Raw genomic sequence first — 22,815 nt, forward strand, 5'->3', positions numbered from 1 at the left:
ATATTTTATATGCAGCTTTACTAGGGCGTGTCCTCATTTTAAAAAATGGTGATAAAAATGAGAGCACCCCTTAACATTCAAAATTATAAGAACTATTATTTAAAGTAATACATTCTATATCGGTATATCATATATAAAACACTTATGCTAACTTAGCACATTATTCTCATAGCGACTAGAGGATATCCATAAGACAGAAACCATAAGGAAGAGCGCAGCCGCTGAGTGTATCGCCTATCAACACTTCATCAGTACAAATATGCATGACATAACAACCATTTACCATGCTGTACTGCTGAATTTTACCATTGACTCCTATTGATATGCTCTAAATACTCGCTACTTTAATTTTGCCAAGGAGGGCCGTCATGTTTAGTACGCTTGCTATTGTCATTACTCTATTATTACTCATGTTTTTTGCTTATCGCGGTTATTCTGTGCTGATCTTAGCACCGATTATGGCGACACTAGCAGTCTTACTGTCAGGAGATTTTTTAAGTACGATCCCTGCCTATACTGATGTATTTATGGGTGCATTGAGTGGATTCTTACTCAAGTTCTTCCCTATATTCTTGCTAGGTGCACTGTTCGGGCGTTTGATGGCTGACTCTGGCGCGGCAACCGCCATTGCCAATACGGTCGTCGAAAAGCTCGGTGCCAGCAAAGCCATTCTTGCTGTGATTTTGGTCTGTGCCATTTTGACCTACGGCGGTGTGTCGTTATTTGTCGTGGCATTTGCCATTTATCCAATCGCCAAAGACTTGTTTAAAGCCGCGGATATTCCGAAACGCTTAATTCCAGCTGCCATTGCGCTTGGGTCATTTACCTTTACCATGACTGCATTACCGGGCACGCCAGCCATTCAAAATGCCATACCGATTCCTTATTACAACACCAACGTATTTGCCGCGCCTATTTTGGGTATTATCGGCGGTACTATCATGTTTATTTGCGGTTGGTTGTGGTTGCAATCACGCGCCAAAAAAGCCAATGCAGCAGGCGAAGGCTATGGTCAGCATGATGATGAAGATGTGGGCGGCGTTGGCGCAACGGCAAAAGAAGCTGAGGTATTAAGCACTCATCAGACCTCATTTACGGTTGCTATGATTCCGCTGGTATTGGTCATCGGCTTGAATGCCTTATTAACTTATGCAATTTTTCCTTCGATAGACTTCAGTAGTCTACAAGCCCAGTTCCCAGACTTAAATGTAGCTGGATCGCTTGGACTGTGGTCGATTATCATCTCATTAGTCTTGGCTTGTGTGGTGTTAATTTTGCTGCGTATTGGTCATTGGAACAATCTACAGAAAACCATTAACCGTGGTACTTATGATTCTATGTTGCCGATTTTTAATACCGCATCAGAAGTTGGTTACGGTGCGGTTATCGCCTCATTAGCAGGGTTTCTTATCATTCGTGACAGCATTCTAAACTTAACTCCTGATAACCCGCTCATCTCAGAAGCGGTCGCTATGACCACACTTGCTGGTATCACAGGTTCATCGTCTGGTGGTTTGAGTATTGCGCTGTCGACATTGGGTGAAGACTATCTGAGAATGGCGGTCAATGCTGGTATCGACCCTGAACTAATGCACCGTGTGGCCGTTATGGCAGCGGGTGGTTTAGATACGCTGCCACACAGCGGCGCGGTCATTACTTTACTCGCCATTTGTGGTTTGACCCATAAGCAGTCTTACTTAAACTTAGCCATGGTTACGATGGTCATTCCATTAGTGGCTGTGGTCGCTGTTATTACCTTAGGTACCATGTTTGGCTCATTTTAAATTGAGTTAGCCTATAAGTCGCTTCTCAGTATCGACTATTAATACCTACATAAGTAACACCTCAATAAAAAACCCACTTGGCAAAATGCTTGGTGGGTTTTTTGTGGCTGCTCTATAACCATTCTATAACTATCAAATACGGCGCAAGCCTATTGTTTATGGCTGACAGATGCCTGACAAACGATAAGTAATTACTAAGGAATATCACAAATTTATCTGAATTACGGTATCATAGGCACACTTTTTGAATTTTTATTATTTTTAGTATTAATAACATCGCATCGACGAGCGACTAACTGCTTAAGATGTTCGATAACTAACCCGTTTATATAAAAATATAGGTGATTTTGTGCGTGAGATTCTAGTAACCAGTGCGCTGCCCTACGCCAATGGCTATATCCATTTGGGGCATCTTGTAGAATATATTCAGACTGACATTTGGGTGCGCGCGATGAAAGCGCAAGGTCATCAGGTTACCTATGTCTGCGCGGATGATGCACACGGTACGGCGATCATGCTCAAAGCTCAAGATAACGGCATCACACCAGAAGAGCAGATTGCGACAGTTAAAGCTTCACATGAGGCCGATTTTAGTAAATTTTTGATTGATTTTGATAATTATCATTCAACCCATTCAGAAGAAAACAAGCATTTCTCTGAGCTGATTTATCGTCGTCTTAATAGCGCTGGGCATATCAGCACTAAAGATGTTGAGCAACTTTTTGATCCCGAAAAGCAATTGTTTTTGGCCGATCGCTTTGTCAAAGGCACTTGCCCTGAATGCGGATCAGCTGACCAATACGGTGACAACTGTGAAGTATGTGGCACAACATATAATGCCACCGAACTTAAAGACCCACAGTCTACGCTATCGGGCGCGACACCTGTGCTCAAAACCTCTAAGCATTATTTCTTTAATTTGCCAGAGTTTGAGCAGTTCTTAAAAGATTGGACACGCAGCGATAACCGTTTGCAAACCTCTGTTGCCAACAAGCTACAAGAATGGTTTGAAGCGGGTTTGGCCACTTGGGATATCTCACGTGATGCGCCCTATTTTGGTTTCCAAATTCCAGATACGCCAAGCGATGAGCCAGACAAATATTTTTATGTATGGCTAGATGCGCCAGTTGGCTACATGGCAAGCTTTAAAAACCTATGCGATAAACGTGCAGGTACAGACCAAGCGCTTGATTTTGACCGTTACTGGATGCAAGAAAACGAGCACAAAACCGAAGTCTATCATTTCATCGGTAAAGACATCGTTTACTTCCACGCCTTGTTTTGGCCAGCGATGCTAGCTGGTAGCGAACTCCGCACACCAACTGGCGTCTTTGCTCACGGCTTTTTGATGGTCAATGGCGAAAAGATGAGCAAGTCACGCGGCACCTTTATTAAAGCCGAAACCTATGCTGAGCATTTGCATCCTGAATACTTGCGCTATTACTTTGCCAGCAAATTGTCTGACAAAGTTGAAGACATTAACTTAGATTTAGAAGACTTTATGCAAAAGGTCAATTCTGACTTGGTTGGTAAAGTCGTCAATATCGCCAGTCGTAGCGCTGGATTTTTGGTGAAAAAATACGACGGTATGCTGTCAGAAGTTTGCGTAGAATCGGCATTATTAGAAGATATCACCAAAACGGGTGATGAGATTACTGCTGCCTACGAGAACCGTGAGTTCTCGCGTGCCATGCGCTTGATCATGCAGTGTGCAGACAAGGCCAATGAATACATTGATGACAAAAAGCCATGGTCACTGGCCAAAATTGAAGGCAAAGAGCAAGAAGTTCAAGATGTCTGCTCGGTAGCTATCAATATCTTCCGTCAGTTAATGGTTTATCTTGCTCCTGTCTTGCCTGAACTGACCGCCAATGCAAAAGAGTTTTTGAACATTGATAGCTTAGACTTCGCAAGCCGTAACCAATGGTTGCTGGGTCACAAAATCAATAAATTCAAACCACTCATGCAGCGTATCGAAGAAAAAGATGTTGCTGCGATGGTTGAAGATTCTAAAGCATCATTAGCTCAAGCAGACGCTCCTGCCGCAACTGAAAGTAGCAAGTCTGCCGCAAAGGATAAAACACCTGCAACAGATGCGGATGCTGACCAAACTGACTATATCGGTATTGACGATTTTTCTAAAGTTGAAATGAAAGTGGCTCACGTCTTAGCCTGTAACCATGTAGAAGGTGCGGACAAGCTATTACAGTTCACGCTAGATGTTGGTGAAGACAAGCCGCGCAATGTGTTCAGTGGTATCCGTAAGTTTTATGAGCCTGAGCAACTGGTTAATAAAAAGGTCATTTGCGTGACCAACCTTGCGCCGCGCAAGATGAAATTTGGCGTATCAGAAGGCATGGTGCTATCAACTGGTGATCCAAAGACAGGATTGACGGTCGTTACCTTGCCTGATGCTTGTATCGTCGGTGATGTGCTTGCTTAACGGTGATTTTTAGTAGTAAAAAATAAAAAAGATGCCCTAGCGGCATCTTTTTTATGGTTGATTTATACAATGGTTAAAAATCGAATCTTATATTTATCTGGTTAAAACATCGATGATCTGCAACGTATCATTAATCACCGTCACAATGTTATTTTCTGGCGTGCGAAGACGGACGTAACGATCATCATAACGGTCCAAAACGACAGAACGATCATAATCTCTTCTATCAATATTGCCGACTACTCTGTAACCATATTTATCGAGATCACGCTTAAATGAGGCATTCGAGCTAGCATTGCGATAAGCGTTGATATTTGGTTGGGCGTTGCCACTATGCTTGTAATCTTTACTAATATGAGCAGAGTTACCCTTGGCGTTTCCGTGCCCATTACCGTTACCATTTCCATGATTGTCTTTTGCCATAGCAGGCAAGCAAATTAATGAAGTAGCCGTGATACCGGCAATGGTTAATAGTTTAAAATTAGCAGTGTTCATATTATTATCCTTAAAATATTCATTCGAAAAAACTTAAGGAGATATTAGAGTGTGCTGTACATTCACCACGCCAGCATAATAATGGAATGGTAAAAATTTTAGACTCACAATAATTCTCGTATCAAAATTAGCTTACGTTAATTATAAAGTGAGTTCGTAATAGGTGCGTTGCTAGCGTGTAGGCTTTTTAATTGTAATTCTATTGAACAAAAAAATGTCCTTAGTGGCATCTTTTTCTTATGGCAATCTTTAAAATATCAAAAAAAAGTTATGATTTTCATTCTATCTATCACCATAACAAACGCAAATTAATTTTTTATTGCGATAAGTTACATTGCTGTCATAATATAGCCATCATGATCAAGGAATCGATCACCTCAATGTTAGCCTACTATCGCAGAATTGACATCACAGAACTGATATTACAGAACTGATACTGCTGTCATTCGGCTGACCTGCACTCTCTAACCTATGAGCCAGACTAATAATGACCATTGCTTCTACTCTACGCCTAAGCCTATGCAGCATTGCCCTCAGTACGCTCGGCCTAATCGGCTGCTCAAATACTGACGATACGGCAACTACTGATAGCACGACAACGACAGATAAACCAGCCAAAACGCTGGCCATCACGCAGATTGTTGAGCATCCATCGCTAGATGATATGCGCCGCGGCATCATTGATGAACTAGCAGATAATGGTTATATCGAAGGCCAGAATCTGACTATTAACTTCCAAAGCGCGCAAGGAAATACGGCAACTGCTGGACAAATTGCCAAACAGTTCGCAGGAGACAATCCAGATGCTATTGTGGCCATCTCTACCCCGTCAGCACAATCGGTCGTAGCATCCACCACAAGCGTGCCAATTGTATATACGGCGGTTTCAGACCCACTTGCAGCCAAGCTCATCAATGCAGATGGCACTCCATTTCAAGATAACTTGACCGGACTGTCAAGCCAGTTGCCATTAGAGCCACAAATTGACTTATTACAACAAATCAAACCCAACGCCAAAACCATCGGTTATGTGTATAGCCCTGGTGAAGCCAACTCAGTAGCACTGCGTGATAGGCTAAAAGAAATCTTGCCAACGCGTGGATTGTCTATACTCGACATACCTGCCAACCGTCCAACCGATATTGGTATGGCAACGCGTAGCTTACAAGGACGCGCGGATATCATCTATACCTCAATGGACAATAACGTAGCGTCTGCTTTTGAAGCCATGACACAAGCCGCAAATGAGCTAAAAATGCCGATTGTGGCCTCTGATGAGTTTAGCGTTCAGCGCGGGGCGACTGCTGCTTTAGGCGTTAATGACTATGACTTTGGTCGCAAGACCGGCAAAATGGTTTATAGAATTTTAAATGGCGAGGCTGTCAGCACCATCAAGCCTGAGATCATGAATGACTTAACTTTATATGTCAGTCCGAAGCATGCCAAAGCACAAGGCGTTAGCCTATCAGCAGAGATGATGAAAAACGCAGTCAACGTTGATACCAAAGCAAAAACCGATAACAAGTAACCCGCAGTACAAGCCGTAAGCGCTCAATAAGCACGTTAACTATTTATGTATGGACACATTATTATTTTTAGGAGTAACACCCATGTTGTATCAGAATCGTTTTGCTAAAGCCTTACTATGGGGCGGCGTTTGTACCGCTATTTTGACCGGTTGTAGCCAGTCAGCAGAAGACACTACGGCCAATGATGGCGCGGCCACTGGCGATGCGGCAACCGCTATGAAAACCGTTGCCATTACGGCGATCGTTGAGCATCCAGCCCTTGATGACGTGCGTAAAGGGGTGATTGAAGAGCTTGCTGAAGCAGGCTTTACAGAAGGTGAAAACTTAACTGTTAATTTCCAAAGCGCACAGGGTAACACGGCAACCGCTGGGCAGATTGCCAAGCAATTTGTTGCAGACAACTCAGATGTTATCGTTGCCATTGGTACGCCATCAGCGCAGTCGGTTGCGGCAGCTACCAGCACTATTCCTTTGGTATTCTCTGCGGTGACTGACCCAGTAGAAGCCAAACTGGTATCTAAGCTTGATGGTTCTGGCACCAATGTGACTGGCGGTTCTGATGCGCTCCCTTATGAGCCACAAATTGAATTGATGCGCCAAATTATTCCAAGCTTAAAAAATGTGGGCTATGTTTATAGTCCGGGTGAAGTGAACTCTACTATTATCCTAAAAAATCTAAAAGAAAAACTGACACCAATGGGCATCACCGTACACGAAGCGCCTGCTCAGCGCAGTACGGATATTGCCATGGCAGCACGTAGCTTGGCTGGCAAGGTTGATATGATTTATACGTCAACCGATAATAACGTGGTCTCTGCTTACGAGTCGCTGTTCCAAGTCGCCAAAGAAAGCAAAATCCCACTGGTTGCCTCAGACACCAGCTCTGTTGCACGTGGTGCTATTGCTGCATTAGGCGTTGACTATTATGCCCTTGGCCGCGAAACCGGTAAAATTGTGGTGCGTATTTTGAATGGCGAAAAAGCAGGTGATATCCCTGTTTATACCCCTCAAGCACTTGATTTATATGTCAGTCCAAAAAATGCTAAAGCGGAAGGCATTACATTGCCACAAGCCGTTATTGATAAAGCAAAAGAAGTGGTAGAATAGCGTCCTCTGAATATAAGCATCGAGTCAAACGATGATATTAATGATAGATTGTCGTTTGTGTTTACTGCTATTATTTCAGTGTAAAAATAACCCAGCTACTGGTATATGAGCTGGGTTATTTTTAATGTGATATAAGCATTAAAACCGAATTTCGAACCAAGGTATTTTATGCTCATTCCTCATAGGAAGATGTTTTGGTTTACCCTAACCGCAGATTGCTTAATCTGTTAAATTCACCGCTTAGCCGTTTAGATTACTCTAGATTATAGAAAGCACTATTCATTGCTGCTTGCCTGTTTATCTATGATAATAATCGCTAAACGCTTGATTATGACTTACTGATACCTTATGTCTTTAATTGCTTTTTTTGGTGCACTTGAAAGTGGTCTGATTTACGGCCTCGTCGCACTTGGCGTACTTATCTCATTTCGTACTCTCGACTTTCCCGACTTAACGGCAGACGGTAGTTTTCCATTAGGGGGCGCAGTCGCTGGTATCTCTATCGTTGCTGGTGTCAATCCTTGGCTGGCATGTGCCTTTGGTATGCTGGCCGGCTCGGTCGCTGGTATTGTCACTGCATGGTTGCATGTAAAGCTTGGTATATTGCAGTTATTGGCCAGTATTTTGGTCATGGTGGCACTATATTCAGTCAACCTACGTATTATGGGCGCACCAAACTTACCGCTACTGGGTGAAACTACCGTATTCAGTACGCTAGTCACCGATGGTAATGGCTACTGGATGCGCTGCTTAATTATTGGCGTGGTCGTTATAGCCGCAAAGTTGTTGCTGGATTGGTTTTATAATACCGAAACTGGACTGTCCATGCGTGCGACTGGCTCTAACTTGCGCATGGCACAAGCACAAGGTATCAATACTTCATGGATGACCATCATCGGTATGGCCGTATCTAATGGTTTGATTGCCCTTGCAGGGGCGCTATTCGTCCAGACTCAGGGCGGCGCGGATATCTCTATTGGTATTGGTACGATTGTTATTGGTTTAGCAGCCGTCATCATCGGTGAAACGATTATTCCTGCCAAACGTATTTGGTTGATTACCGTTGCCGTGATCATTGGTGCCATCCTTTATAAACTATTTATTCAAGTGGCACTATCAAGCGACACATTGCGTAGTATTGGCTTTGGCCCGCAAGATTTGAACTTGATTACTGCCCTGCTGGTGGTGTTCGCATTGGTGTTACCAAAAGCCAAAACCAAGTTTTTGAGCCGTAAAGTACGGGCTTAATATCAAACGACTAAAGCGATGATAGGCGATAACCATCCGCCAAGCTTGAAGCAAATATAAGGAATAACGATTATGATGCAAGCCACAGATTTGCGGTTGACCTTTAATCCCGGCACACCCATCGAAAACCCTGCCCTGCGTGGTATTAATTTGAACATCGCTGACGGTGAATTTGTCACCGTTATCGGTACCAATGGCGCGGGGAAATCGACTTTTTTAAATGCAGTAAGTGGTACGACACGTGTGGATAGCGGTTCAATCTTATTAAATGGCATCGATGTTACTAAAAAGACCGCACACCAACGCGCCCATTGGGTTGCTCGTGTCTTTCAAGATCCCATGGCTGGTACGTGTGAAGCACTGACCATTGAAGAAAACATGGCGTTGGCCTATAAGCGCGGTGGTAAACGCGGTTTGAGTTTTGCATTAAACCCAAATAACCGTGAACTGTTTCGAGAAAAGCTGGCTGTTCTCAAGCTTGGATTAGAGAATCGTCTAACGGATCGTATGGGGCTATTATCTGGTGGCCAACGCCAAGCGGTAAGCTTACTCATGGCCTCACTACAGCCATCCAAGATACTTTTGCTTGATGAGCATACTGCCGCCCTTGACCCTAAGACAGCCGCCTTTGTGTTAGAGCTGACCGATAAAATCGTCACGGATAATAAACTGACCACCATGATGGTCACGCACTCGATGCAGCAAGCCTTGGCACATGGCACTAGAACTGTCATGCTACATCAAGGACAAGTGGTGCTAGATGTGGCAGGAGATAAGCGTCAGGGTATGACGGTGCATGATTTGCTCGATATGTTTGAGCAAACGCGCGGTGAGAAAGTGGAAGATGACAGCTTGATTTTGAGTTAAAGAATTCAGTTAAATAAATCTAAGCTGAAAAATAGAAAACGCCTGTTCCATAGCAGGCGTTTTTTGTTATCTATAGTTAATGCTTGTACAAACTTTTCATTAGTCACTATATAGTTGTTATATATCAGTACCCACTTATCATTATTCATCTATGAGGTCTGTCATGCGCAAAATTCCTGTTTATACTCACCCTGCTGCTGGTTGGCCTGCTCTGATTTCCTCCACTCGTAAACTGATGGACTATCAAACTTTTTTGCGTGGCAGTGTCAGCGTATTCAAAAGCAACCAACCTCAAGGTGGCTTTGATTGTCCGGGTTGCGCATGGCCTGATCATAAATCGCATAAAATGCTTGATGTCTGTGAAAATGGTATCAAAGTGCTGGCAAGTGAAACGATGACCACAAAGGCAGACGCTAAATTCTTTTTAGACCATACTGTCACTGAGCTACAGAAATGGTCGGGCTACGAGCTAGAACATATCGGTCGATTATCCGAACCGTTATACTACGATGCTGTGCAAGATCATTATCTACCTATTTCTTGGCAGGCCGCTTATGAGCATGTCGCTGAGCAGTTGGGACAGCTTGATTCGCCTGACGAAGCATTGTTCTATACTTCAGGCCGTGTCACTAATGAGCCTGCATTTTTATTTCAATTATTCGTCCGCTGTTTCGGTACCAATAACCTACCAGACTGCTCTAACATGTGCCACGAACCAACCTCGGTCATGCTTGGCAAGCAATTAGGCATCGGCAAAGCGACGGTGAAGTTAGAAGATTTTGAGCAAGCCAAACTGATATTGATGTTCGGGCAAAATCCAGCAACCAACCATCCCCGTATGCTTGAGATGCTTGCCCACTCTCACGAGCAAGGATGCCGAATCATCTCGATAAATCCTATGCGTGAACAAGGATTAAGTAAATTTAGAAACCCGCAAAAACCGACACATATGGCAGCAGGACAGAGCGATGACATGGTCGATGAGGTCGTTCAAATTCAAATCGGTGGTGATGCTGCTCTACTGACGGGTCTGGCTAAATGGCTGATTGAGAATGATAAAATTAATACCGACTTTATTACCACCCATACCTCAGGTTTTGAGCCATTGAAACAATGGTTGACCGAGCAATCATGGGCAGATATTCAGCTTGGTTGCGGCATTTCTCAAGCAGAAATTATTAATCTTGCTAAGCTCGTAGCAGACAGTCCAGCGACTATTTGCACTTGGGGCATGGGCATTACCCAGCATGTGCAGGGCGATGACAATGTCGCTATGATTACCAACTTGCTATTGCTGATGGGCATGATAGGTATTGACGGTGCGGGTGCATCACCTGTGCGAGGTCATTCCAACGTACAGGGCGATCGCACCATGGGTATCCATGAGCGTCCTAAGCAAAGCTTACTTGATAGCCTAGAACGTGTGTTCGAGCACCCAATGCCACAAGACAACGGTCTTGATGTCGTTGCAGGGGCAAAAGCGATGATACAAGGTGATATTAAGGCTTTCTTTAGCATGGGCGGCAACTACTCGGTTGCAGCGCCTGACTCAAATAATATCCAACAGGCATTAACCAAAAACAAGCTTAACGTCTTTGTTGGCACCAAACTAAACGAAACCATGCTGTATCCGGGTGAAAACAATCTCATTTTACCTTGTATTGGTCGTACCGAACACTTAGTCACTGCTAAAGGTGAGCAGTTCGCTACGATTGAAGACTCGATGTGTCAAATAGTACCGACTCAAGGTAGCCTCAAGCCCATTAGTAATACGCTAAAATCTGAAGCACAGATAGTCGCCGATATTGCGACCCAGATGTTCGGCTCTGACTCGTCCATTCCTTGGCAAGCGATGGGAGAAGACTTCGACTTGATTCGTGATTATATCGCCCAAGCTATCGATGGATTTGAGAACTTTAACGTGCGTATCCGTGAGTCTGAGCGCGGCTTTCATTTATATCATGCGGCGCGTCATCGCGTATGGAATACCGATAGCGGCAAAGCGCAGTTTGAAGTACCAAAGTATCCAATTACTTATGTCGCAAGCCAGATGGCAGAAAAGACATCGGCGTTTAAAATTGATGCCCAAAACGCCCAAAATACTAATGACAGTCAAAACATAGAACAAAAAGTCTGGCAGTTAACCAGTGTACGGAGCCATGATCAATTCAATACCATGATATTTGGCTATCAAGACCGTTATCGTCAGACCAATCGCCGTGATGTTTTGTTTATGCATCCTGATGAAATGACACGATTGGGATGGCAAAAAGGCGACAGTATCATGGTGTCACGTCAAGACAGCCATGGTGAGCAACGCACATTGGGGCCTTTGGTACTTACCGACATGGATATCGCTGCCAACGCCGTGGCTACCTACTATCCTGAATGTAATGACTTGTTTGATTTGGACACGCATGCGCCAGACTCTCACATTCCCGCCTACAAGTCTGTTACCGTCGTCTTAGAGCGCGTCAATGCAGGCGAGCTGGCGGCTTCTGCCTAATAAACGTGTGCAAAATGAAAGGTGAGTAATGTTAATAATGATAAAAGGCTGTCAGCATTCATGATGGCTAAATTAAACACTCAAGCTTCAGCCATCGACATGCCTGAAGCGACGGCAGAATCTACTGTGACACCACTATCGCGCGCGCATTTGGTACAAAAACATTATTATGTGCCTACGGAATCAAGTGGTAGCCAGCAAGCGTATATTGAAGATCAATCGGCAAATTTGGTCGTAGAAGCAGCGATTTCTATCATCATTAACGGCATTCATTATGCAGTATTGATGGCAAGCCCTTATCAGCTAGAATATTTAGCGATAGGCTTTTTGTTCAGTGAAGGTCTGATTCAACACAGCCATGACTTATTAGATTGGGAAGTCACCCAGCTGACAGACGTTGCAAGCTATCAAAGATTTACTCAACACTCAGATGAAGACGATACGGCTGGTTCCTTTGGGCAAACCTTAGCACAGCTGCAGGACTACGATATTTATGTGGTGGAACTGACCTTAAATCAGCGCAGTCATCAGCGCATTCAAGCCCAACGGCGGCAGCTGGCAGGGCGTACAGGATGCGGCATGTGCGGTATCACGGGCTTAACACAAGCGCTGCCCGACTTAAGTATCTATCGCCAAGACAAGAAAAGAGTAAAAGTAGATACCCCAAGCCTTGGTTACCTATTAGAAATACGGCAAAAAATCGATACCATGCAACATACCCACCAACTGACAGGCGCTGTCCATGCAGCGGCAACTATGCAAGGACAACACTTGCACCTCTTTGAAGATGTCGGCCGTCATAATGCCCTCGACAAGCTCATTGGTTGGCAGCTGCAACACAAGGCAGATATCGACTGCGTGGTCATGACCTCTCGCCTATCGATTGAGCTGGTACAAAAGTCTATTCGAAGTCATATACCTTGGCTGGTCGGTATGTCTGCACCTACCAGTACTGCCGTTCGTGTTGCAGAGCGCTATGGCTTAGGATTGGCTGGATTTTTACGTGATAGCAGAGTCACTTACTATTCAAATTATTCCAATGGATAAAGTTTGAGGTTAACGACGTAATAGGTTACCCTACCCTCACGAACATGTTACATACACTTAACAGATCTGTAGTTTTATTTATTAATGCTAAGTTCATTGTGCTGATTATTCATACAGTATTGGATTTGGTATTTAAATTACAGGTGATGCATCAATGCGATAGTTGAGTAAAAATCTCTTAACTATTGCTTATTACAGCTGATAAGGCTGTCTAAATAGAGCTCAGGTCATGTAATCATGGCTTAGTGCTTATTCGTAATTCCGCTATAGACACTCATCACATGAGTTTTTTTAGCACTCAGCTACCTTTATGTATGCCTATTCATAGCGTCATGGTTTATCCATTAACTGACGCCTATCGAGAGTAGCCCCTGTCATTTTGAATTAACACGATGTGTGACATCAAAACTAGGGCACGACACTTAGCACTTGCTTAACATTACAGTTGCTGTTTTTGCTATTTAGATTAGCCACATACATTTAGTATGAGGGCTTTTTAGACTATGTCGTATGCTAAATAGTTTGGAATAGATAATTTTACTAAACCTTATTTACTTAAAACAATTGCGAGGTATGAGTTTGAAAACTGAGTCATTGTTTCAATTTTCGGCGCTCACCATTATTTTATTATTGGTGGCGTTTTATGGTGGTACGTATCTGCTGTCTTTATTAATTAAAAAAGACAAAGAGACGACTTCTGGCTTTATGGTCGCAGGTCACAATGTGGGCTTTGGGATGGGCGCGGCAAGTATGACCGCGACCTGGATTTGGGCGGCCTCATTTTACGCTGCCGCCACCTCTGGCTATAAGTATGGCGTATCAGGGCCGATACATTACGGCTTTTGGGGTGCATTGATGATTTTATTCATCTACCCTTTTGGCATGCGCTTTCGAGAGCTTGCTCCCAACGGTCACACTTTAGGTGAGCTTATCCACGCCCGCCACGGCTCATCAAGCCAATTAATTTTAGCCATATCCAACCTTATGGGCAGCTTAATTAGCTTGATGGTCAACTTTACCGCTGCTGGGGCATTGGTGTCAGTATTGTCACCATTATCGTTCCAAACAGGGGTAATTATCGCGGGTGTCGGGGTATTGAGCTATACCTTAACCTCAGGGTTTCGCGCCTCAGTCTTTACTGATTTTGCCCAATTGGTCGCTTTGATGGCGATTGGTGTCATCATCATTCCAGCGGTGCTATTCTCCATGGGAGGTCCTGCAGTGATGGTCAGCGGACTATCAAACCTGACATTAGAGCAGCAGGATTTCTTTTCTTCTGAGGCATTCTTTCAGCAAGGTGCACCGTATTTTGTCGCGGTATTGGCCTATGCTATCGGTAACCAGACCATTACTCAGCGCTTATTTGCGATTGATAAAACCAAGATTAAGGCAACATTCATTACGGCCACAGTCGGCTATGCGGGTATCGTCATTGGGCTTGGTATGATTGGCTTGATGGCCTTGACCATTGGTATTGAACCACTTGATGGCAATATGAACAACCTGATCCCGCAAATGGTCAGCACTTATCTGCATCCGGTCTTCATCGCATTATTCTTTATTCTGGTCATTGGCTCGTTATCTTCCACAGCTGACTCGGATTTATCGGCGCTATCAACCATTATGATGGCCGATGTCTACGGTAAAAATATCGCCAAAAAAGGTCAGGTTAAACCTAAAACCATGATGCTCGTCGGTCGTGGTACCATGATTGTCGCGACGGCAGCGGGACTTATCTTTGCCAGCTTCAAGCTTGATATTCTCGTAATGCTGGTATTCGTTGGTGCCTTGTGGGGTGCGATTGTTTTCCCTGTTATCGCCAGTGTATTCTGGAATCGTGTCACTAATGCCGCCTTTACTTCAGCAGTGATTGTCGGGCTCCTGTTATTCTGTGTGGCGCGTTTTGAGTTGATACCCATCGTTGGCATCACTGCCCTATTCTTTGAAATCTTAGCCAGCGTTGGTGGTGCAGTTGTCATCGGTCTGATGGTATTTGGTTTCTTAGGTCGTAAGATCGGCATGGGAGCAGCTGCTATTACGCTGGTGCTGATGTTAATCTTTGCCACTGGGTTCCTACGCCAGTACATGATCTTACTCGCTTCACTGACGGCTTACGGTGCCAGTACTATCGTTTGTGTGATCGTCAGTCTCATGGGCGATGAGCATTTCGACTTTGAGTTGATTAAGCAGCGCGTAGGCAATTACGATAAAAAAACTGAAATACCGTCATCACCTAAATCTTAAATCAAAATCGTTTTATCCAAGTAGTGATTAGTTATCAGTATATGACCAATCGCTACTTACTTAGAAATATTATAAGGAGATATCATGGACAACGTTTTTATCTACGGCTTATATATTTTAATTTGGCCCGCCATTACTCTTGGGGTACTGGTATTGATTTGTACCGCCACCTATCGCGATATCAAAAAGGCCAAGCGTGACAATAGGGATATTGTTTAACGTACCTTAGCTATTACATTTTTGACGATCATCGCTAAGTATTCGTTTATTGATGACTTAACAAAGCCTATTAACAGCATAAATGCCCCTAAACTGGGATTAAGTGCAGGCAAGATAGTAAATAACCTGCTTTTAACTAAAAAATGACTTGTAATTTACTATATTTTTGCTAATATAGGCCACCTTGATTGGCTGGATGGCAGAGTGGTCATGCAGCGGACTGCAACTCCGTTAACGCCGGTTCGATTCCGACTCCAGCCTCCAATTATTTATTAACTTTACGTTAATTTTGGCTTGCATTATTATCACAACCGATTATAATAGCGACCACTTATCTAGTAACTAGATGGTCTATCAGCTAGCTTACGTTAAAGATAAAACAAGTTTTGCCCGGGTGGTGAAATTGGTAGACACAAGGGATTTAAAATCCCTCGCTAGCAATAGCGTGCCGGTTCAAGTCCGGCTCCGGGTACCATTATATAGTCCTATACTATCTTATAGAACAGCTAAAGCCCCTGATATCAGGGGCTTTGTTGTATCTGGCGTCCCATACTGTCCTGCTCTATCTATCCCAATCCACACACTTTAAGTATACCGAGTTTTGAGTGTACTTATGGAGACCTAGGATATGAATAGAAAAGCGCTCCGTTCAGATCGAAGCATTAGCAGTCACAAGCCTGAAGACAAGAATTACTTCTTTCTTATCAAGATTCATCCTAAGCTATTCTTAATGGTACGTCCTATCCAGTTTATAATTATAAAAAAACCAATGAAACCGCTATGAACATATCATGGCGGTTTCATTGGTTATATGGTCTTTAACGCTAAAACTTATTAGCCAAATACTTTCATACGTTCTTCAACAGGCTTGAACGCTTTATCACCTGCTGGCTGCTCGATCGCACCAAACACCATTTGCGCATTAAGCTCCCAATCTTCAGAAATACTCCACTCCTCAGCGACTTTTTGATCAATGACTGGATTATAATGCTGTAAGTTTGCACCGATATCTAAACTAGCCAATGCTGTCCAGATCACATACTGATGCATCGCACTGGTTTGATGTGCCCAAATTGGGAATTTATCGGCATATAAAGGAGCTGCTTCTTGCATACTTCTTACGACGCCTTTGTCTTCAAAAAATAAGACGGTCCCCGCACCCGCTCTAAAGCCAGCGATTTTATCTTTTGTTCCTTTGAATTTCTCTTCATCACCAACGATAGCTTTTAGTGTCTCTTCGGTGATATCCCAAAGCTTGTTGTGATCGTCACCAAACAACACAACAATACGAGCTGACTGTGAATTGAACGCTGATGGCGTGTGCAACCAATTTTACCACGTCATCATTCGATACTGGTAATTGATTGCTTAGCGCATAAATTGAACGGCGTTTCTCAGCTAATTGCTGTAATTCTTGTAAATTTGACATAATTTTCTCCAGTGGTTTTCTATGAGTTAAGGTTAGATATAAGGTATCAAAACAGATAATAATTAACCTTTGAAACCTTTAGGTAGTTCAGGCGCAGGCAAACGCTTCATATCAGAGTCGACATTACCGAAACGCTCATGGCCATTATTCCAATCAATAATAGATTGCTCAATCTCTGCTTTGTTATCAGCAACGAAGTTCCACCACAGTAGCACTTGGTTATTAAGCGGTTCGCCACCGATGAACATGATACGTGTGCCCTTTTTGGCAGCCAGTTTAATACTTTTGCTATTGGCGACATCGCTATGATGAAAACGGAATAACTGATCTTGCTGACAGACCTTGCCTTCAGACTGTATCTCACCTTCTGAAACCAAGATACCGTACTCAAAACCTGACTCTAGACTCAATGTCGCTTCGCCATCTTGCTTGAAGTACACATCTATACCGACCAGCTTTGAGTATTGGATGGTAGGTGCTTCAAACGTTTCACCCAATACATTGGTATAACTACCTGTCGTCAGAACCATCTTTGCATTGCCCTCGCTCCACGTCGGCAGCTCAGGATAGTGATGAAAACTGCGCTCAATTTTTTGATCGGTGGGAAGTGCAATCCATAGCTGCACCATACTGATACCACGTGCTGCATCTTTCGAACCGCCCGTATCTGGAAAGACACTTTGTTCAATATGACTGATACCTTGGTTCAGACCCGTACCTGCGGTCATGACATTGACTTGGTTTTTGGTAATGACTTGCGCGTTACCTAAACTGTCTTTGTGTAGCACTTCGCCATTTAACATCCAGCTAAAGGTTTGCAAATTGGTATGCGGATGGCGACCAACCTGCATACCTGCGTCATCTTGGTCAAAATCAGCAGGACCTGCATGATCTAAAAAGCACCACGCACCAATAGGCTTTTTGCCTTTGTTAGGTAATAAACGCGCAATTGGAATACCGCCGACATCAGCCAATCTTGGCTCTAACGTTTGAATACTCATGAACTAACTCCTTTTTTGATATTTTATTTTCACAAATAATGAGCGTAGAAAAGTATTAAAAAGTCATAGGTACTTCCATGATTAATACTTTTGAGTTCTCTAGAACATCCATAGTCATGCTTTTGGTATCCCAGACACCTAGACCGTCACGTGTATTTAACACGTTATTGTTAATGGTCACACTACCTTCAATCACGAAAACGTACACGCCATTGTTCGCATCATTTAGCTTATAGTTTTGAGTGACTCCTTGCTCAAAGTCACCCATACTGAACCATGCGTTTTGATGAATCCAGACGCCCGCATCGTCAGCGTTTGGTGACAATACTTGGTTGAACGTGTTCGGCTGCATGATGTCACCCATGCGCACTTGCTGATAACGAGGCGCTACGTTCATCTTGTTTGGAATGACCCAAATCTGTAGAAACTTGACATCCTCTTTGTCATCGCCATTCATCTCACTATGAGTGATGCCTGTACCGGCTGACATAACTTGGATTTCACCCGTTGCGATAATGCCATTGTTACCAATGTTATCGCCATGACCGAGCTTGCCCGATAGGGGAATACTGATGATTTCCATATCGCGATGTGAGTGCTTGCCAAAACCCTGACCACCAATAACAAAATCATCGTTAATGACACGTAGCACACCAAATCCCATACGTTCTGGATTGTGATAATTAGCAAAGCTAAAGGTATGTTTACTTTTCAGCCAGCCATGGTTTGCATCGCCACGAGAGTTTGCTGCATGATATACAGTTTTCATAATTTATCCTTAGTTATTGGGGAGTTAAACATGTCTGAAAATTTACTATTAACGAACTTGTCTAAACAATGGAACAATTATAATTGTTGTTTAAGAAGAGATAAACATAGATAAATACAAATAACTATTCTTATTACTAGAACAATAAAACCATCAATATAGCGTCATATATTTGTGGTAGAACACTATATCTTCTAAACAGAGCCAGTAGCATAAATGGCTGCTACGCTTCATAGAATGAAAGTACATATAGAATAAGTCTAATCACACTTACGATATAAGGAAGCCTAACGATGTCAGACAAACCATTATTGAATTATGATGTAATAGATAATACAGATCAGAAACGTTTTGAAATTCACGTTGATGGGCATATCGCCTTTGAAAATTATGAATTTTTTACCACCAGTCAAGGTGAAGATGGCATTGCTTATACACATACTGAGGTGCCCGAAGAGATTGGCGGACGAGGCATTGCAGGTTATCTTGCTAAATCAATACTAGACGATGCAGCAGCTAAAAACCTAAGAGTCAAACCTATCTGCCCATATATCAAAGCCTACATAGACAAGCATCCAGAATACCAAGACAACTCGATATTTCACAAAGCAACGCCTTAAATAATATTTATCAGTAACAACCATGTAGATGACATAAAAAATGCCCTATCCGTCAAGATAGGGCTTTTTTATTGTCAAAAGGCAAAGGTTGATATAGCAAGACATCAGTTTTGAAAATCCACACTACTGAATAGTAATGCAAGGCTCGATTACGTTAGAAAATACTAGGCAATACTTTGCAAGAACGCTTTATCACGTGCCATTACTGACAAATACAATACGGGTAATACGAACAATCCGACTGCCCAAAAATTTAGCTGAATATATAAAAGTGCACCCAGTAACGCCCCAACTAGAAAGCTAAAAACCAATGCTGAGCTGTGCGTCAACTTTTTACCGTTATCTGCGGTGCGATTGATTAAGTAATCGGTCAGATTAATACCCAGTTGCGTGGTATTACCCGTCATTAACACAGTCGGACTCATATGCTTAATCACCGTTTTGCTGGCTGTATTACGAATGGCCAACGCAATCAGACCTAAGCCCCCTGTTATTGCCACAGTGATGTCCCCTGCATCCACAAAAGGCTGGTAGTAAAGGCCGGCAATCATAAAGGCTATCAGAAAAACAGCTTCTGCTAAAAACAAATGGCTCAGCGTTAGCTGCTTGTTTTTACTATGATCAATAAATATCTTGGTCACCATCACCGTTATAATAAACAATGGTAAAGCGGCAAGTTTAATCCACAGACCTTGCTCACCTTTGACCAATCCACTACCCGCCATCACTAAGTTACCAGTGACATGCGCGGTAAAAAAACCAAACAAGGTGATAAAACCAATAGTATCAATAGCCCCACCCACCACGGTTAATAGTACGGGCGTTTGATAACGCTGCCAAAAACTCGGCGGTTTTGAATGTGGTGACACTGTTTGATTCTCTTTAGTGGTATAAATAGCGGTGTTGTCAGGATCGTTAGAGATTAATTTAGTCACCCAATTTCCCTGCAAAGTCTACAAAATCAGCAACGAAGCGTTGTAAGAATTTTTGTGTGCGTTCAGTGACACTGCTATCTTCACTTAAACTGTCAGTTGCCCGACTTAAATGAATTTCGGGATCAATCATCATTTGTGCCGAAAGCATTTGCATACTTTTTCTGACATCAAGTCCACTATTGATACCGCCAAAGCTACCTGGTGAGGCCGTCACTACCGCAACTTTCTTATGTGTCCAAATACTTTCTTTATAAGGGCGCGAAGCAATATCTATGACGTTTTTCAAAGCCGCGGGCATTGTACGATTGTGCTCTGGAGTGACAATCAATACTGCATCAGCGTCTTTTAATTGCTGACGTACACGCTCGTAGCTATCAATCGTTGTATCATCATAATCTTGGTTATAAAGCGGCAAGTCTGCGATAGCCACTTCTTTGATATTCACGTGGTCAGGCATCTGCGACACAACATATTCTGCAAATTTACGATTGATTGACTCTTTGCGTAAACTACCAATAATCAGTGCAATATTGATGGATGCGCTCATAGCAACTCCTTAATGAGGATAAAACCTGATGAGTGAAGCATTTACTATACTAAATTTTATGCGTCTTACTATTATCAATTGAATACGCACCTGCGCCATGGGCAAAAATCATTAAGAAGCCGCCAGCGATAGCAATGTTTTTCATAAATGGATTCATTTGTGATTCATCGATCCAGAATTGATGAAAAAGAAGCGCCGATACGATGTTAAAACCAACAAACAACAAAGCTATCAGGCGCGCTTTAAAACCAATCAAAATGGCGATACCGCCAAATAGCTCAAGCGCAATAACGAAAGGTAAGAGCATTCCAGGTACGCCCATAGATTCCATATAACCTTGGGTAGCAGCGTAACCTGTTATTTTGGTAAAGCCTGAAAAAATAAAGATCATGGATAAAAATAGACGACTAATTGGTGTGCTTAGCTGTTGTAATTTGTCCATAGTGATGCTCCAGTAATGAGTACGTTTGTTTAAATAGCTTTTATTTGATTAGGAAACACAGTAATTGTAGTCGTTGCTTATAAATAGATAAACCGTGATAATTATAAATGTAAGTTCTTTTTTTAAGAACAGTCAAGGAGTAGCTCAAATGGGACAACTAGAAGATATGGCAATGTTTGTCCGCATTGTCGAAGCAGGGAGCATCACAAAAGCCGCTGAGCAATTGAACATCGCTAAATCAGCTGTAAGTCGTCGACTAAAGGAATTAGAAACACGATTGGGCAGTCAGCTCATTAGCCGCACCACGCGCCAATCGAACTTAACACAAGCAGGTGAGCAGTATTACCAAAAGGTCGGCAACATACTGAGTGAAGTAGACGCGCTCAACGAAGAAACGAGTGGTGCTCCGACTCGTATCGAGGGCACGCTAAAAATGACCGCGCCATTATCGTTTGGCTTGATGCATCTGAATGACGTTATTGATGAATATGCCAATCAACACCCTAATCTGAATTTTGAGTTAGATTTTTCTGATCGACATGTGGATTTGGTCGAAGAAGGATTTGAGCTGGCCATTCGTGTCAGAGAGATGCAAGATTCTAGCTATCAAGCCAAACGCCTCGCACTCATTCGTTATGCATTGTGCGCCAGTCCTGAATATCTGGATAAAATGGGCACACCAAAAACGGTAAAAGAGTTGGCAACGCATAAAATCTTGCAATATGGTCTGAGTAAATCTAGCACGATAGAATTGATAGATGAGCAAGGCAAAAAACATGAGATAGAGGTTAACTCAAAAATAAAAGTCAACAACGGTGATTTTTTGCGTGAGATGGCAGTGAAAGGCCAAGGCATTGCCTTTTTGCCAACCTTTATTACTTATCAAACCTTAGCCAGTGGTGAGCTAGTCCCTATCATGCAGCAGTACCAGCTGCCCACACTAAATGCCTATGCGGTCTATCCAAAAAATCGATTTTTATCTCAGCGTTGCCGCTATTTAATTGATCTTATCGCTGAACGTTTCGGTGATGATCCTTATTGGGATAGGTATTAGTTTTTTAATTATTCAAATTATATCTATTGAAGCATAGTGAATGATTTGTGTACCCACGATCCATGCTAGAGACCCTAATGAGCAACATCGAGCCTCTAGTACGCTTAAGTTATGATTTGATCTTGTCTATGTCATTGCTGTTGCTCTGCTGCTGCAAGCGGGCTTCATCACCGCTTACTTGAGCATGACTTTTTTGGATTTTTAACTTTTATCGTGGCTTTTTTTATATTGTAGAATGCTTGGACGAGCTTTACTTGGTTTGCCTTAGAGTACGATCCCGATGATTGGTATTACCGTCTCTCAGTAATGTTGCAAATGTTTGGCTCATTAATGCTTGTCGCCAACATCAATCAGTTTTTTGAGCAAGGACTAACATGGATAGGCGTTACTGGTTACGCGATCATGCGATTGGCTAGCTGTAGCCAGTGGTGGCGTGTGTATCAACAAGTAGAAAGCCACAAGTTTAGGTGTACGGTTTCTTCGGCATAGCTCACATTGCTGAATATGCTGGGCAATACGGGGACGTATG

General features: G+C 42.9%; 18 protein-coding genes, 2 tRNA genes and 2 pseudogenes. 15 read left to right on the forward strand and 7 right to left on the reverse strand.

From position 1 onward, the window contains the following. The first annotated feature begins 368 nt into the window (after nucleotides 1–368). Entirely contained in the window at nucleotides 369–1,784 is a 1,416-nt protein-coding gene (locus IOD06_RS02470; RefSeq protein WP_194618934.1) for a GntP family permease, read from the forward strand. Nucleotides 1,785–2,133: 349 nt separating this feature from the next. After that, a complete protein-coding gene (gene metG / locus IOD06_RS02475) occupies nucleotides 2,134–4,227 on the forward strand; it encodes a methionine--tRNA ligase (RefSeq protein WP_194618935.1) in 2,094 nt (697 codons plus the stop codon). A 93-nt stretch (nucleotides 4,228–4,320) separates the two neighbouring features. Here the strand turns inward: metG and IOD06_RS02480 are convergent, their stop codons facing one another. Then, nucleotides 4,321–4,722, reverse strand: coding sequence for a hypothetical protein (locus tag IOD06_RS02480; RefSeq protein WP_189580985.1), 402 nt, complete (start codon nucleotides 4,720–4,722; stop codon nucleotides 4,321–4,323). Between the two features lie 487 nt (nucleotides 4,723–5,209). Here IOD06_RS02480 and IOD06_RS02485 point away from each other — a divergent pair, with 487 nt between their 5' ends. From IOD06_RS02485 to IOD06_RS02525, 10 genes are all read left to right on the forward strand, one after another. Next, nucleotides 5,210–6,250 carry an ABC transporter substrate-binding protein gene (locus IOD06_RS02485; RefSeq protein ID WP_194618936.1) on the forward strand — a complete coding sequence of 347 codons (1,041 nt, stop codon included), beginning with the start codon at nucleotides 5,210–5,212 and terminating at the stop codon, nucleotides 6,248–6,250. Nucleotides 6,251–6,332: 82 nt separating this feature from the next. Continuing rightward, nucleotides 6,333–7,358, forward strand: coding sequence for an ABC transporter substrate-binding protein (locus tag IOD06_RS02490; protein ID WP_194618937.1), 1,026 nt, complete (start codon nucleotides 6,333–6,335; stop codon nucleotides 7,356–7,358). A 348-nt stretch (nucleotides 7,359–7,706) separates the two neighbouring features. Next, nucleotides 7,707–8,606: an ABC transporter permease gene (locus IOD06_RS02495; protein WP_194618938.1), complete on the forward strand. Its 900-nt coding sequence runs from the start codon at nucleotides 7,707–7,709 to the stop codon at nucleotides 8,604–8,606. 72 nt (nucleotides 8,607–8,678) lie between these two features. Beyond that, nucleotides 8,679–9,473, forward strand: coding sequence for an ABC transporter ATP-binding protein (locus IOD06_RS02500; protein ID WP_189580970.1), 795 nt, complete (start codon nucleotides 8,679–8,681; stop codon nucleotides 9,471–9,473). A gap of 163 nt (nucleotides 9,474–9,636) precedes the next feature. After that, a complete protein-coding gene (locus tag IOD06_RS02505; RefSeq protein ID WP_194618939.1) occupies nucleotides 9,637–11,979 on the forward strand; it encodes an FdhF/YdeP family oxidoreductase in 2,343 nt (780 codons plus the stop codon). A 60-nt stretch (nucleotides 11,980–12,039) separates the two neighbouring features. Beyond that, on the forward strand, nucleotides 12,040–13,026 hold the full coding sequence (locus IOD06_RS02510; protein ID WP_227669849.1) for a formate dehydrogenase accessory sulfurtransferase FdhD: 987 nt from the start codon (nucleotides 12,040–12,042) through the stop codon (nucleotides 13,024–13,026). A 573-nt stretch (nucleotides 13,027–13,599) separates the two neighbouring features. Further along, nucleotides 13,600–15,270: a sodium:solute symporter family protein gene (locus IOD06_RS02515; protein ID WP_227669850.1), complete on the forward strand. Its 1,671-nt coding sequence runs from the start codon at nucleotides 13,600–13,602 to the stop codon at nucleotides 15,268–15,270. Between the two features lie 84 nt (nucleotides 15,271–15,354). Beyond that, nucleotides 15,355–15,489: a putative transporter small subunit gene (locus IOD06_RS13555; RefSeq protein WP_210539970.1), complete on the forward strand. Its 135-nt coding sequence runs from the start codon at nucleotides 15,355–15,357 to the stop codon at nucleotides 15,487–15,489. A 190-nt stretch (nucleotides 15,490–15,679) separates the two neighbouring features. Further along, a tRNA-Cys gene (locus IOD06_RS02520) sits at nucleotides 15,680–15,753 on the forward strand. Between the two features lie 124 nt (nucleotides 15,754–15,877). Beyond that, nucleotides 15,878–15,964 (forward strand) — tRNA-Leu (locus tag IOD06_RS02525). A 359-nt stretch (nucleotides 15,965–16,323) separates the two neighbouring features. Here IOD06_RS02525 and IOD06_RS02530 read toward each other — a convergent pair. The 3 genes and pseudogenes from IOD06_RS02530 to IOD06_RS02540 all read right to left on the reverse strand — a co-directional run bounded on the left by IOD06_RS02530 (nucleotide 16,324) and on the right by IOD06_RS02540 (nucleotide 18,688). Beyond that, nucleotides 16,324–16,918: pseudogene (locus IOD06_RS02530) on the reverse strand (nitroreductase family protein). A gap of 62 nt (nucleotides 16,919–16,980) precedes the next feature. Then, entirely contained in the window at nucleotides 16,981–17,919 is a 939-nt protein-coding gene (locus tag IOD06_RS02535) for a pirin family protein (RefSeq protein ID WP_194618940.1), read from the reverse strand. 55 nt (nucleotides 17,920–17,974) lie between these two features. Next, the gene (locus IOD06_RS02540) at nucleotides 17,975–18,688 is read right to left on the reverse strand and encodes a pirin family protein (protein WP_194618941.1); all 714 of its coding nucleotides are present in this window, start codon (nucleotides 18,686–18,688) and stop codon (nucleotides 17,975–17,977) included. A 293-nt stretch (nucleotides 18,689–18,981) separates the two neighbouring features. On the opposite strand from IOD06_RS02540, the gene IOD06_RS02545 reads away from it, so the two are divergent. Further along, nucleotides 18,982–19,308 (forward strand): GNAT family N-acetyltransferase, encoded by a 327-nt coding sequence (locus tag IOD06_RS02545; protein ID WP_194618943.1) that lies wholly within the window; start codon nucleotides 18,982–18,984, stop codon nucleotides 19,306–19,308. 164 nt (nucleotides 19,309–19,472) lie between these two features. Here the strand turns inward: IOD06_RS02545 and IOD06_RS02550 are convergent, their stop codons facing one another. Genes IOD06_RS02550 through IOD06_RS02560 form a run of 3 tightly spaced genes read right to left on the reverse strand, consistent with a single transcriptional unit; the run spans nucleotide 19,473 to nucleotide 21,232 of the window. Next, on the reverse strand, nucleotides 19,473–20,177 hold the full coding sequence (locus tag IOD06_RS02550) for a YoaK family protein (RefSeq protein ID WP_194619620.1): 705 nt from the start codon (nucleotides 20,175–20,177) through the stop codon (nucleotides 19,473–19,475). Between the two features lie 58 nt (nucleotides 20,178–20,235). Beyond that, nucleotides 20,236–20,790, reverse strand: coding sequence for an NADPH-dependent FMN reductase (locus IOD06_RS02555; RefSeq protein ID WP_227669851.1), 555 nt, complete (start codon nucleotides 20,788–20,790; stop codon nucleotides 20,236–20,238). Nucleotides 20,791–20,839: 49 nt separating this feature from the next. Then, nucleotides 20,840–21,232, reverse strand: coding sequence for a DoxX family protein (locus tag IOD06_RS02560; RefSeq protein WP_194618945.1), 393 nt, complete (start codon nucleotides 21,230–21,232; stop codon nucleotides 20,840–20,842). 148 nt (nucleotides 21,233–21,380) lie between these two features. On the opposite strand from IOD06_RS02560, the gene IOD06_RS02565 reads away from it, so the two are divergent. Then, the gene (locus IOD06_RS02565) at nucleotides 21,381–22,286 is read left to right on the forward strand and encodes a LysR family transcriptional regulator (protein WP_194618947.1); all 906 of its coding nucleotides are present in this window, start codon (nucleotides 21,381–21,383) and stop codon (nucleotides 22,284–22,286) included. 297 nt (nucleotides 22,287–22,583) lie between these two features. Continuing rightward, a pseudogene (locus tag IOD06_RS13560) lies at nucleotides 22,584–22,775 on the forward strand (low temperature requirement protein A); the annotation flags it as partial. Between the last annotated feature and the right edge of the window lie 40 nt (nucleotides 22,776–22,815).

The organism is Psychrobacter sp. N25K4-3-2, assembly GCF_015351755.1.
Taxonomy (GTDB): domain Bacteria; phylum Pseudomonadota; class Gammaproteobacteria; order Pseudomonadales; family Moraxellaceae; genus Psychrobacter; species Psychrobacter glaciei.